Source organism: Ascidiaceihabitans sp., assembly GCF_039986515.1.
GTDB lineage: Bacteria > Pseudomonadota > Alphaproteobacteria > Rhodobacterales > Rhodobacteraceae > Ascidiaceihabitans.
On record NZ_JBDWQO010000007.1, the window covers coordinates 1,230,419 to 1,243,295 of the forward strand.

A 12,877-nucleotide genomic window follows, 5' to 3' on the forward strand; every position below is an offset into this window, starting at 1 on the left:
CGCACTGCGCGCAAAACATAACGTCTGCGCGAAAGCGCAGGCATTTCACAACGGATCAGAGGGGCGCTCGGGGTCTGCAGCCTGTGACGCTTTCGTTAGTGCCCATTTGTTCAGCCATGCAAGACCCGCCAAAGACAGACCAAGCACCAACAAAGAAAACACGCGGGTCAACCCATCCAGCCCCGAGATGTCGACCAAAAACACCTTTGCGACAGCCGCCGCAATGACGCCCAGACCCGCTTTGCGCATCACAGCCGAATTGCGGGCCAGCGAATTATAGAACAAGGCCGCCCCGGCCACCAAAAGCGCGATGGTGTAGCTGTATAGTTCTGGTTGTGACATGCCACGGCCCAGATACAGGCCTTGATCGCCCTGCCAGAAATCGCGAATGACGCAAAACACCCAGTACAAAACCAAACCCGCAGCCACCGCTTTCATGGCCAGCACCAATTGCGCAGGCAACGTAGGAATACGCCAAGCGCCAAGCGCCAGTACCGCTGCAGGCAACAAATACCCGATGATCAGTGAATTGAAGATAGGCAACCCAATGACCTCGGGGGCGCCGCGATCAAACAGCGGCGACAATGGGCCAACAATGGCAAACAGCGACACAGCCCCCAAAGCTGCAAACGCCCCGCCCAAAACAACGCGCATCATCCACAGCCAGCGATGGCTTTGCAGTTGCAGGCGTTGTGCTTGCGCCAACGCGATGCCAAACCAGATTGTGACATACAAACCTATGCCCCAATGGCTTTCAGATCCGTCACTGCCCGCGATGGCTTCAAGTATGCGGAACAACACCACAGACACGAAAATGCCGCCTGTCGACCACAAGGCGCTGTCCAGCATCACTTTTGCGGTAATGCGATTGGCCAAGCCACGCATCAGGTAAAGACTGGCTGCAAGCGCCACAACAGCGCCACCATGGGACAACAACATAGCCCCCAAAGGCGCGTCGATAGCCCAACCAAGACCCGGATCCGCGACCAAGCGGTAGCCGATCGTCACAACCCCTGCAGCGATGTAATAGGACATCGGTTTCAGGTCATACTTCCTGTCCATCGCAGCCGCGGCAACGACAGTCACAGCAAGGGCCGCCGTCAAAGCCGCTTCCGAGAAAATCATCACAAGCGCGAAGCTGATACATGACAACATCGACAACACGAAAAAGGACATGCGCAACCGGTTTTGCGCGCCATCAATCCGCGCAAACCGCTCGGCCCAGAACAGCATCAGCACCGCCAGGGCCGCACCATGCAAAGCCCAAGGATAAGCGCCAATCACCACGGCCGGACGCCAGGTCATTTCAATCAGCACAGCAATCACAGGGGCCGCCAATGCCGCCGCCGCCGCCCATATTGCGCCATGATCCCCACGGCTCAGACTGCGCCACGCAGCCAAGGCCGACAAAAGCCCGGCAATCGCCACCAATATGGTAACGCTCATCGGAAAGGGAGTTTCTGGTCCGGCATTGCCCGCCGCCGCAAAGACGCGGTAGGCATCTTGGTAATCGCCCTGCATCACAACAACAGCCGCAAAAGCCGCGAACGGCAACGCAGCGGCGTCCTGCAAGGCGGGGGCGCGCAAAGACCACACCACAAACAGCGCTGTAAGACCGGCCAAAGCGACGGCAGACAGCCAGAACGCGCTTTCACTGTCCAACGCCAAAGGCACCAACGACCAAGCAGCAACCGCCAAAACAGACACCGCCAGAAGCGTGGGGAAAATAGGCCGCACGTCTTTGTGCGGCTTGGCGACAAAAGCACTTACCATCAGACCACCATGATCGGGAAACAACGAACGCGCGGGAATTGCAGTTGCGACGACAGCCAGCAAAACCAGAAACAGCTGAAACGCCAAAATCAAACCACTGTCCGATAAGAATAGCGCCCACCCAACCAAGAACGCCAAAACAACCGTCAGAACCGATACCCACGCCCATCGGCGCAGCGTATCAACGCCCAAGCCCACAATTGTGACAATCCCAAAGTAGACATACAGGGCGCTGGCATCCGAATTGGACCCGCCCAACACCACAGGGGCAGAAAACGCGCCGATAATGCCAACTGCCGCCAAAAGCGGGCCATGAAACCACCCCAACACCAATGCGACGCAAGCCACGACAATCATGCCCAACAGGCTCATTTCGGGGCCAATCAGACCGTATAGCATACGCGCCGACAACACGCCCCCGAACAACGACACGATACCCGCGCCCGAAAACACCGACGGAAGATAGGCCGTTGTGCTGTCCTCTGCTTCGCCAAAGCGGCGGCGGATAAATTCCCCTGCCCCGATCAATGCGGCCCCGAACACCAAAGCCGCAGCGACCCTCGCGGCGGGGGGCAACAACCCGTTTTCCATGCCGTATTGCACCAAAAACAAACCGGCCAATGCCAGCGACAAGGCCGAAATCGCGTAAAACCAATTTTCGACGATCCATCCCAAAAAGCGATCAAACACCGGGGGGTCTGTCGGAGACAACGGTGGTGGCGACTGTGGACGCGTCGGGGGCTTTTGGCTGGCGCTGGACGCGTTGGACGACATCGGAGTGTCTTTGGACACCTGTTCTGCGCGGGCAGCATTGCGGGCTGCAATCACACGGGCTGCGGGCGGCAGATCTTCCAACGCAGGCTCTGCCGGTTGGTCGGATACCGAAAGTGCTGCAAGGTCAGGCGTATCCGCATCATCAGCCGCAACAGGTTCCACATCTGTAGCGTCTTGCCCATCTGTAAGGTCCGGTTTCGAGGCCCTGTCCGCTGCGCCATCGGGGGCTTTTGACACAACGGGATCAACACGCGGCGCCACATCTTCGATGGAAGCCACAGGCACACCTGTGCGGCGCAGAACCGCTATTTCGCGTCGCAGTTCAACGACTTGGGATTTCAAACCTGAATGGCTGACCAAAAGATATAAAACCGCAATCGGGATGGCCAAAACCAACAACCCGAGCAAAATTAACAAACCTTCCAAGGTGCACACTCCAAGCAATCATCCCGACGCCAAGGTTAACGTGAAGCGACGGCAGCAAACAGTCTGAAATTCCAGACCTTTTGCACAAAGCCCCCGCAGGCTTGGATTTCAGGTTCCGTTGTTAAACAGCCCTGCAAGCGCCTGTTTGACAAGCACACGTGCCTTGGGGCGATCCAATGCATTGAATGCCATCGGGCGGCAGACTTCAATGGCCGCGACACCGACACGCGCAGTCAGCGCGCCATTGACCAAGCCTTCGCCAAATCGTCGCGACAGCTTACCCAAAATGGATCCGCCCAAGATAGGCTCAAGCATATCATCGCCCACAGCCACAGCCCCCGTCGCCACCAAATGTGTCATCACTGCACGGGTCAAGCGCCAACTGCCAAACAGCCCAGAGCGCCCGCCGTAAACTTCCGCCACGCGGCGGATCATGCGCAGATTTGCGGTAAGTGCTGCCACAACATCCGCCAGCGCCAATGGCACAAGCGCTGTCACTGTCGCCACTTGGCGTGCGGCGGCCTGCACCTCGCGGGCTGCAGCGGTATCCAAAGATGCCAGCACTTCGCGTTCTGTAAGATCCAGCAGCCCCGACGCATCAAGTTGATCGCCCTGCAACTGTGTCACCCGTTCCCTGCCCCACCGCGTGTCTTCGCGCCCTTTGTACAGCGCCAAGACACGGTCAGATGTGGCACGGGCCGCCTTCAAGTCCTTGGTTTCGCGGGCTTCCAGCGTCGCGTGCCGCAACCCATCAATGCGGGTCAAACGACCCAAAGCCGCAAGTTCGCGCACCGCCATCAGCGCAAGCAGGATCACAAACAGCGCCATCAACCCTGAAAAGACAAGCCCAAGCAACGGGTACGTTGCCATCACATCCGTCACAAAGTTCCACGCAGACAACGATACGATGCCACCCAGCAAAGTCAGTGTCACAAACCAAAACAATCGCGCCAGCCGTGACGGTTTGCCCGATGCGATCTTAGCGGCCACTTGCATCGCTTGGCCTTTGGGCGCTGCCACGTCCAAATCCGGCACAGGCGGGGCCGCTGCCACATCTATTTGTGCGGCGTCTTCCGGTTCAAGATCAATCAGAACAGGTCCTTTGGCCATCACGTGCCCTTTCTTGTCCATTGCAACCGGATGTCGGGCAAACCTTCGTCGTTGTTTGACCCGTCTGTGCGTTCGATTTCTGTAAACCCCGCCGCTTTGTAAAAGTCCTGTGCGCCCAGGTTGCTTTGGAACGTCCACAAATACAAAACGTCACACTGCGCCTTTTCCCCGTCTAACAGACAGGTACCTATGCCCTGCCGGTGCGCCGATGTCGCAATGTAAAGAGAATGGATTTCGCACCCGTCGCGGGCCACAAACCCTTGCACACCTTGCGTGTCTTCCGCCACCGTTACCCAGTCATTGGCGATCATGCGCCCTGCATGTGCCAAATCCTCAGCCCGCGTGTAGAGGCGCGGCATCCAAGGGGTTTCATCAATGAACTGGGACAAGATGGCACCCACGGCACCTGCATCGGTGGATCGCGCCTTGCGCAGATGAGGGGTCACAATTTGTCTCCAATCAGGAATTGCGCGGCGCGGTCCAGTCGCAGATGCGGCGGCCCGTCGCCGGGGCGCAACGTCAAAGGCGCAGGCGCAAAACGCATCACTTGGTAATCCTGATCCAACCACGCCTCTGCGCCATCGCGTGCAGGGCCAAGAAGATGGTTGGGATCATTCGGCAAGGCCCCCGGATAGAATGCCGCCGCCTTGCTTGTGCTTTCCAAAATACCGCGCACAACATCAAGATCAGCGCCCTCATGGGCCACAGTATCTTCGGTGGTGGCGCGCAACGATGCAATCGCCATGGCTTCGGTTTTTGCCCCTGCAAACTGTGCGCGATCACGGGCATCGCGGATCAAGGCTTGCATGATTGCGGACAATTGCGGGTGCTGACTGTGGTGCAAATGATCAGCTTTGGTCGCCGCAAACAGGATTTTCTCGACCCGCTTTCCGCGCAGTAAATTCGATAGAAACGCATTACGCCCTGGACGGAACGCCGACAAAATATCTGTCATGGCCCCGCGCATGTCTTCCACTGCTTGGGGGCCGTTGTGGATGGCGCCCAGCGCATCCACCAGCACGACCTGACGGTCAATCCGGCTGAAATGATCCCGAAAGAACGGGCGCACGACTTGGGATTTATATGCCTCAAAACGCCGCTCCATCTCGCGGATCAGCGATCTGCGCGGGCTGGCGTCGGTCGCCGGCAAAGGCGCAAAGGTCAGCACAGGACTGCCCGCCAGATCACCGGGCAAAATAAATCGCCCCGGCGTGCAGTCATAAAAACCGGCATCACGCGCGGCATTCAGGTAAGCGGCAAAGGCCGTCGCCAGCCCTTGGGCCTGCGGCTCTTCCAGCTTAGCTTGCGCGTCTACGGCTTGGGCTTGTGCCAGAAATGCAGCAGCTTGGGGGCGATTTTCGATCCGTTCCAGCACTTGGGCCGACCATTGGGCGTAACTCAGATCCAGCAACGCGAGATCCAGCAGCCATTCCCCGGGATAATCAACAATATCAAGGTGAACCGTGCGCGGCCCCTGCAATCCTGCCAACAAACCGTTGGGCTTGATGCGCAAAGAAACACGCAATTCACTTATCGCCCGCGTGCTGTCGGGCCAGCTTGGCGTTTTGGACGTCAGAGCGCCCAAATATGTCTCATAGGCAAAGCGTGGCACCGTATCATCGGGCTGCGGTTGCAAAAAGCTTGCCACAATGCGCCCTTCCGCAGCAGCCAGCAAATGTGGCATGCGGCCATTGTCCAGCAGATTGGCCACCAACGACGTGATGAACACCGTCTTGCCCGACCGCGCAAGACCTGTGACGCCCAAACGGATCACCGGCTCGAACAGGGTTTCGTTGACGGTGTCCTGCACCGTCTCGACACCGCGCCAAATCCCGTCTGCGATTGCTGTGATAACCACCCTGCACTCTTTCTTTAGCCCTTTGACCGCAACATAGGGCTGCAAAGGGACCGCTACCAGTGGGGATTGCGTAAGGCTTTTCCCCGCGCTAGGTCGGGGCATGCCCCGTTACGCCCTTAAAGTTGAATACCATGGCGCCCCCTTCGCAGGCTGGCAGCGCCAAAAAGACCACCCGTCCGTGCAGGGCGCGATCGAAAGCGCATTGGCGAAACTGGAACCCCGCGCCCATACCATTGCCGCGGCGGGACGCACGGATGCAGGGGTACACGGATTGGGTCAAGTGGCCCATTGCGATATGGACAAAGACTGGGATCCGGACCGTTTGGCCGGGGCGTTGAACTTTCATCTCAAACCCGCGCCTGTGTCCATCGTGGCCTGTGCGCAGGTGGCTGAGGATTGGCACGCACGTTTTTCCGCGCTGGAGCGACAGTATTTCTTTCGCATTTTGTGCCGCCGCGCACCGTCTACCCATCAAGCGGGGCTTGTGTGGCAAATCGGGCACCAGCTGGACGCCGCATCGATGCAAGACGGGGCGAACCACCTGATCGGCAATCATGATTTCACGACGTTCCGGTCGTCCATTTGTCAGGCCGAAAGCCCGGTAAAAACCTTGGATGCTTTGCGCATTGAAACCGTTGACACACGCTGGGGACCCGAAGTGCATTTTCATGTGCGCGCACGGTCATTTTTGCACAATCAGGTGCGCAGCTTTGTGGGGACTTTGGAACGTGTTGGGGCGGGTGCGTGGGCACCGGCACGGGTGGGCGAAGCCCTGTCCGCCTGCGACCGCGCGGCCTGTGGCCCTGTCTGTCCGCCACAAGGTTTGTATTTGGCGGCCGTGCGCTATCCGCAAGACCCATTTTCCGACACGTAAAGCAAAGCTGACGTTTGTTGTCGCAGGGCGGAACAGCCTTTAAAGCCCCGCGATCCGCTTCAAACAGCGACGCAGTATAACGCCTTCCTCAGCTGAGAATAACCGCGCGAAATCAGCATTAAAATCTTGTGCCGCTTTGTTGAGTTCCCCAAACACCCGCGCACCTTGCGGTGTCAGACTGAGTTTTTCCAAACGTCGGTCTGAGGTGTCAATTTCGCGCTTTAGGTAGCGCTTGCTTTCCAATGCTCCGACACCGCGGCTGATTTTGGTCTTGTGCATGTTGGTGCGGTTACAAATTTCCTTGGCGGTCATCGCACCGTAGCGGCCAAGGTGAAACACAATCCGCCATTCGGTCCGCAACATTCCATAGCGGGCTTTGTAAAAATGTTGGAATTCTATGCTGGTCGCCTCAGCCGCCTGATTCAACAAGTAAGGCATAAAGTCGACAAGATCGAAGCCCAAGTCATCCGAATTTTCTGACATTTTATTCATCTCGGCGCTTGTTAGTTACAAAAACAACTAATATTCGATGTGAAACCTTGTCAATCATTTCCAGGGATCTTCATCATGACCACCAGCTTTGCCCCCAGCGCCCTGCAACAAGCCACCTCGCCGCTAGGCACAACAGCAGGTTACATGCCCGGCTTTGGGAATGACTTTGAAACCGAAGCCCTGCCCGACGCGTTGCCTCAAGGCATGAATTCACCCCAGAAAGTAAACTACGGGCTATATGGTGAACAACTGTCTGGCACAGCTTTCACGGCCCCCTCACACCAGAATGAACGCACATGGTGTTACCGCATTCGTCCTTCGGTAAAACACACGCACCGCTTTCAAAAAATCGACCTTCCCTTGTGGACATCTGCCCCCAACGTCGATCCAGACATAATTTCCTTGGGACAGTATCGCTGGGACCCGATTGAACATTCAAAAGAGCCTCTGACATGGTTGACTGGCATGCGTACGATGACAACTGCAGGGGACGTGAACACTCAAGTGGGCATGGCAAGCCACGTCTATCTGGTGACCCAAAGCATGGTCGATGCCTATTTCTATTCTGCCGATTCCGAGATGCTTGTCGTGCCCCAAGAGGGGCGCATGCGCTTTTGTACGGAACTGGGTATTATCGATGTGGAACCACAGGAAATCGCCATACTGCCGCGCGGGCTTGTATACCGTGTCGAGGTTCTGGACGGCCCATGCCGTGGTTTCGTGTGCGAAAACTACGGTCAGAAATTCGAACTGCCCGGCCGTGGGCCTATCGGGGCCAACTGCATGGCAAATCCGCGCGATTTCAAAACCCCTGTGGCCGCATTTGAGGACCGCGATGCGCCCTCCACCGTCACCGTCAAGTGGTGCGGCCAGTTCCACGAGACCAAAATCGGCCACTCGCCGCTGGATGTGGTGGCATGGCATGGCAACTACGCGCCGTGCAAATATGACCTACGGACATATTGTCCGGTCGGCGCGATCCTGTTCGACCACCCCGATCCCTCAATTTTCACAGTGCTGACCGCGCCCTCTGGCGTCGAAGGCACTGCCAACATCGATTTTGTGCTGTTCCGGGATCGCTGGATGGTGGCAGAGGACACATTCCGCCCGCCTTGGTACCATAAGAATGTCATGTCCGAGCTGATGGGCAACATCTTTGGAATTTACGATGCCAAACCAAAGGGTTTCATTCCCGGCGGCATATCTTTGCACAACATGATGTTGCCCCATGGGCCGGACAAGATTGCATTTGAAGGTGCGTCGAATGCTAACTTGCAGGCCGAAAAACTGGAAAACACCATGTCCTTCATGTTTGAAACCCGCTTTCCACAGCACCTGACATCCTTCGCTGCCAAAGATGCCCCCCTGCAAGACGATTACATCGATTGCTGGGCCGACATTGAAAAGAAATTCGACGGCACCCCCGGCAAAAAATAGGGGTGGGCCAAGCCCCACCTTACCTCACCTCTCAAACCGTGCCACTTTGCGGCGCAACACGGGGGGCTCCGACGCCACCTGACACAAAGGAACGACAATGCCATTGATGAAAAGCTGGGTGGCCTCGGCCAATACACCCGACACCCCCTTTCCGCTCAACAACCTGCCTTACGGCGTGTTTTGCAGCACGGGATCCGATACGCAGCCCCCCTTCGGCCCCTATTGTGGCGTCGCAATCGGCAATATGATCCTTAATATTACTGACCTCGAACACGAGTATTTTCAGTACAACGTCGATCCCGTCTTCGATATCGGATGCTGGAATGAATTTATGGAACTAGGTCCAGACACTTGGGCCGAGTTCCGGGCCAAGTTGATCGAAATGCTGTCGGAAAACTCACCCTACCAACCCGAAATCGAAACCCATCTCGTGGCGCAATCCGATGTCGAAATGCTCATGCCTTTTGTCGTTCAAGAATACACCGACTTCTATGCGGGTCGCCAACACGCCGCCAACATGGGCGCAATCCTGCGTGGCAGCCCCGACCTGCCTGCCAACTGGCTGCACATTCCTATCGGCTACAACGGACGGGCATCTTCCGTGGTGGTATCGGGCACCGACATCCACCGCCCCAACGGCCAAATGAAAGCGCCAGACGCCGAAATGCCCAGCTTTGGCCCTTCCAAACGGCTTGATATTGAACTTGAAATGGGGGCCATCGTTGGCACTGCGTCAGAGTTTGGCAAACCCATCACAGTGGACGAAGCCGACGCCATGATCTTCGGGTACGTGCTGCTCAACGACTGGTCGGCGCGTGACATTCAGGGGTGGGAATACCAGCCACTGGGACCGTTTCAGGGCAAAGCATTTGGCACATCCATCAGCCCGTGGATCGTCACCTCAGCCGCATTGGAACCGTTTCGCGCCCCCACACCACCGCGCGAAAAAGACTTGCTGCCCTATCTCAACAGCACCGTTGACGGGCTCTACAACATCGACCTTGAAGTGCTGATGCAGCCACAAGGGGCCACAACCGCCACGTCATTGAGCAAAACAAACTACAACCGCATGTACTACTCAGCTGCAGAACAACTCTGCCACCACGCGGTCGGCGGATGCGGCATGAACGCAGGCGACCTGCTTGGCTCCGGCACGATCTCGGGACCCGACAAATCCGAATACGGATCACTGATGGAAGTCTCATGGGCAGGGCGCGAACCCTTCACACTCGACACCGGTGAAACCCGTACTTTCATCGAAGACGGGGACAAGCTGACATTGCGCGGGGCGGCCAAAGGCGACGGCTACCAAATCGGGTTCGGCGATTGTGCAGGCACTATTCTGCCAGCGGTAAAGCACCCCTGATCCGGACTTCATCTCGCGAAATAAACCTCCGCCGGAGGCATCCAACAGCGCCACCCGGACCAAACCCAAACGACAAAACATGAAGGCAACTGCAACACGCAAGCCAAAGCCCCGGAGACCACACAACATGGCTAATGTCACCTTATGGGACTATCCTAAATCCTCTGCCAGCTACCGCGTGCGCATTGCTTTGAACTTGGCGGGGATTGCCTATGATATTGAAACGGTGGATTTACAGGCCAAAGACCACCGGAACCCGGACCACCTTGCGCGAAACCCGCAAGGGCTGGTGCCTGTGCTGGACATAGACGGGCAACGCTTCACACAATCCATGGCCATTCTGGAATACCTCGACAGCACCCGCAGCATGGGTCTTTTGCCAAAAGACGCAGGCCCACGCGCCCATGTTCAAGCCCTGGCACATATCATTGCCATAGATTTGCATCCGGTGTGCAATATGTCCGTAATGATGCACGCAACAGGCGGGGCCGACCCTGCACGCACAGACTGGATGCATCACTTTATTGCCCCGCGCCTGCACGAATTTGAAACTGTTCTGGCACGTTTCCACCAAGCGCCCTTTGCGTGCGGCGCAGCGCCGGGATTGGCTGACATTTGCCTTATCCCACAGCTTTACAACGCCAAACGCTGGGGGGTGCCTTATGGCAATTGCCCCCGTATTTGTGCGATTGAGGCGGCCTGTGCAGATCTGCCTGCTTTTTCAATGGCCCATCCGGATCAGTAGGATGGGGTGTCTAACACAATGTGGCGATCACTATTGCGGGTGTACCGTTGGGGGCGCCCCCCTAGAGGGACTGTGATTTGGCGTATACCCATCCAAACCTGACAACACCTAAGCCCCCCTCACCTTCGCGCCCCACATCAACAAGACGTGTCGCGATCCTTGGATTTGACGCTGTTCTGATGATGGATATAGCGGGCCCTGCTCAGGTCTTTGGATGTGCCAACACCATTTTGAGCTATCCCGCTTATAGCTTGTCTGTTGTCACACGCGACGGTGCCGATCCAGTCACAGACACCGGTTTAACCATCGGAACCAGCGACAGTTTTGCGACCATGCGCGCGTCAAAATCCGATTGGGATGATATTGTGGTGCCCGGTGGGCCCGGTGTCGATGCGATATTGTACGATGCGCATCTGCAAAGTTTCATCAGAAACATGGCCCATCGCGCGAACCGCGTTTTGTCCATCTGTTCCGGCAGTTTACTGACCGCTGCAGCAGGATTACTGGATGGTAGATCCGCGACATCGCATTGGGAACGGTCCGCCCAAGCGCAGAACCTTTTCCCGCAGGTGCATTGGCACATGGACCGGATCTACACCTCAGACGGCAAGTTCCATTGCTCTGCCGGGGTCACAGCTGGCATCGATCTGACATTGGCGATGCTAGAAGCAGACCACGGCCGCAAACTGGCATTGGATGTGGCGCGCGAAATGGTGGTGTTTTTGCACAGGCACGGCGGGCAGTCGCAGTATTCACATCCCCTTAAGGCTCAATCGGCCTCCAATCAAAAACTGGGTGGGCTTTACGCAAAGATCGAAGCCGAACCTGCGCGAAACTGGACAGTCCGCGCCATGGCGCACAGTGTGGGCACAACCGAACGCACATTGCACCGTGCCTTTGTGCGTGACACCCGCAAAAGCCCGTCGCAATTTGTACAAGACCGCCGCCTTGGCATTGCGCGCAGCTATCTGGAACATAGCGCGATGCCCATCAAGGACGTGGCGCGTCAGGCGGGGTTCGGGGATGCGCAATCCATGCGCCGCTGTTTTCAAAACCTTCTGGGCATCACCCCCACCGACTATCAACGCCGCTTTGGTGTAGACCCTCAAGGGCGCGAAAGCCCGGGTTCTGAATAACACCCCGAACAATCGACATATATTGTCCACAGCGCCTACGATCGGGCCATTTTAATCTACCACCCCCTTTTCCCTCGCATCAATCTCACCTACAAAAAAGCCAAGCCACCCTAAGGAGTTTCCATGAAAAAAGTATACGGCTCTGCCGCTGAAGCCCTCGACGGGTTGTTGTTCGACGGCATGTTTATTGCCTCTGGTGGGTTTGGCCTGTGCGGCATCCCCGAATTGCTGCTGGACGCAATCAAGGATGCAGGCACGCAAAACCTGACTTTTGCGTCAAACAACGCGGGCGTAGACGATTTTGGGATCGGCATTTTGCTGCAAACCAAACAGGTCAAAAAGATGATCAGCTCTTATGTCGGCGAGAACGCAGAGTTCATGCGTCAATATCTGTCGGGTGAGCTTGAACTGGAATTCAACCCGCAAGGCACATTGGCAGAGCGGATGCGATCCGGCGGTTGCGGCATTCCGGGGTTTTACACAAAAACAGGTGTGGGCACAGTGATTGCCGACGGCAAGGAACACAAAGACTTCCCGACCGGGGAAAACGGCGCACCCGAAACCTACATTATGGAAGAAGGCATCTTTGCCGATCTGGCCATTGTAAAGGCGTGGAAAGCGGATGAAACGGGCAACCTTGTGTTTCGCAAAACGGCCCGCAATTTCAACCCGCCAGCCGCTATGTGTGGCAAAACCTGCGTGGTTGAAGTCGAAGAAATCGTCCCCACAGGATCGCTTGATCCGGACAGTATCCACTTGCCCGGTATCTATGTGCACCGCCTGATCCAAGGGGATCACGAAAAACGCATCGAACAGCGTACTGTTCGGCAAGGTTAAGACAGAACAACCGACACAAAACTACGCCCAAGTCCTGCAAAAAGGATCT

11 protein-coding genes are annotated in these 12,877 nt (G+C 56.8%); 6 read left to right on the top strand and 5 right to left on the bottom strand.

What is annotated here, in order from left to right:
* Positions 1-45: 45 nt before the first annotated feature.
* The 4 genes from ABJL60_RS08760 to ABJL60_RS08775 all read right to left on the bottom strand — a co-directional run bounded on the left by ABJL60_RS08760 (position 46) and on the right by ABJL60_RS08775 (position 5,941).
* Positions 46-2,973, bottom strand: a complete 2,928-nt coding sequence (locus tag ABJL60_RS08760; protein WP_348373876.1) for a DUF2339 domain-containing protein — start codon at positions 2,971-2,973, stop codon at positions 46-48.
* A 108-nt stretch (positions 2,974-3,081) separates the two neighbouring features.
* Positions 3,082-4,083: a TIGR01620 family protein gene (locus ABJL60_RS08765; RefSeq protein WP_348373877.1), complete on the bottom strand. Its 1,002-nt coding sequence runs from the start codon at positions 4,081-4,083 to the stop codon at positions 3,082-3,084.
* Positions 4,083-4,529 (bottom strand): GNAT family N-acetyltransferase, encoded by a 447-nt coding sequence (locus ABJL60_RS08770; RefSeq protein WP_348373878.1) that lies wholly within the window; start codon positions 4,527-4,529, stop codon positions 4,083-4,085. The genes ABJL60_RS08765 and ABJL60_RS08770 overlap by 1 nt, the downstream gene beginning before the upstream one ends.
* Positions 4,526-5,941, bottom strand: a complete 1,416-nt coding sequence (locus tag ABJL60_RS08775) for a YcjX family protein (protein ID WP_348373879.1) — start codon at positions 5,939-5,941, stop codon at positions 4,526-4,528. The genes ABJL60_RS08770 and ABJL60_RS08775 overlap by 4 nt, the downstream gene beginning before the upstream one ends.
* A 100-nt stretch (positions 5,942-6,041) precedes the next feature.
* Here ABJL60_RS08775 and truA point away from each other — a divergent pair, with 100 nt between their 5' ends.
* Positions 6,042-6,815 (top strand): tRNA pseudouridine(38-40) synthase TruA, encoded by a 774-nt coding sequence (truA, locus tag ABJL60_RS08780; protein ID WP_348373880.1) that lies wholly within the window; start codon positions 6,042-6,044, stop codon positions 6,813-6,815.
* 39 nt (positions 6,816-6,854) lie between these two features.
* On the opposite strand, the gene ABJL60_RS08785 is transcribed toward truA, so the two are convergent.
* Positions 6,855-7,298 carry a MarR family winged helix-turn-helix transcriptional regulator gene (locus ABJL60_RS08785; protein ID WP_348373881.1) on the bottom strand — a complete coding sequence of 148 codons (444 nt, stop codon included), beginning with the start codon at positions 7,296-7,298 and terminating at the stop codon, positions 6,855-6,857.
* A 153-nt stretch (positions 7,299-7,451) separates the two neighbouring features.
* Between ABJL60_RS08785 and hmgA the strand changes: the two genes are divergently transcribed.
* The 5 genes from hmgA to ABJL60_RS08810 all read left to right on the top strand — a co-directional run bounded on the left by hmgA (position 7,452) and on the right by ABJL60_RS08810 (position 12,828).
* On the top strand, positions 7,452-8,744 hold the full coding sequence (hmgA, locus tag ABJL60_RS08790; RefSeq protein WP_348373925.1) for a homogentisate 1,2-dioxygenase: 1,293 nt from the start codon (positions 7,452-7,454) through the stop codon (positions 8,742-8,744).
* A 97-nt stretch (positions 8,745-8,841) separates the two neighbouring features.
* Complete coding sequence (fahA, locus tag ABJL60_RS08795) at positions 8,842-10,110, top strand: fumarylacetoacetase (RefSeq protein WP_348373882.1); 1,269 nt, start codon at positions 8,842-8,844, stop codon at positions 10,108-10,110.
* 127 nt (positions 10,111-10,237) lie between these two features.
* Positions 10,238-10,855, top strand: a complete 618-nt coding sequence (gene maiA / locus ABJL60_RS08800) for a maleylacetoacetate isomerase (RefSeq protein WP_348373883.1) — start codon at positions 10,238-10,240, stop codon at positions 10,853-10,855.
* A 77-nt stretch (positions 10,856-10,932) separates the two neighbouring features.
* The gene (locus tag ABJL60_RS08805; RefSeq protein ID WP_348373884.1) at positions 10,933-11,991 is read left to right on the top strand and encodes a helix-turn-helix domain-containing protein; all 1,059 of its coding nucleotides are present in this window, start codon (positions 10,933-10,935) and stop codon (positions 11,989-11,991) included.
* A 123-nt stretch (positions 11,992-12,114) separates the two neighbouring features.
* Positions 12,115-12,828 carry a CoA transferase subunit A gene (locus ABJL60_RS08810; protein WP_348290394.1) on the top strand — a complete coding sequence of 238 codons (714 nt, stop codon included), beginning with the start codon at positions 12,115-12,117 and terminating at the stop codon, positions 12,826-12,828.
* The last annotated feature ends 49 nt before the right edge of the window (positions 12,829-12,877 follow it).

Bases quoted from the DNA above. Each gene is read 5' to 3' on its own strand.
- truA (WP_348373880.1), top strand. From the start codon at position 6,042: ATGCCCCGTTACGCCCTTAAAGTTGAATACCATGGCGCCCCCTTCGCA.
- ABJL60_RS08810 (WP_348290394.1), top strand. From the start codon at position 12,115: ATGAAAAAAGTATACGGCTCTGCCGCTGAAGCCCTCGACGGGTTGTTG.
- maiA (WP_348373883.1), top strand. From the start codon at position 10,238: ATGGCTAATGTCACCTTATGGGACTATCCTAAATCCTCTGCCAGCTAC.
- ABJL60_RS08785 (WP_348373881.1), bottom strand. From the start codon at position 7,298: ATGTCAGAAAATTCGGATGACTTGGGCTTCGATCTTGTCGACTTTATG.
- hmgA (WP_348373925.1), top strand. From the start codon at position 7,452: ATGCCCGGCTTTGGGAATGACTTTGAAACCGAAGCCCTGCCCGACGCG.
- ABJL60_RS08765 (WP_348373877.1), bottom strand. From the start codon at position 4,083: ATGGCCAAAGGACCTGTTCTGATTGATCTTGAACCGGAAGACGCCGCA.
- fahA (WP_348373882.1), top strand. From the start codon at position 8,842: ATGCCATTGATGAAAAGCTGGGTGGCCTCGGCCAATACACCCGACACC.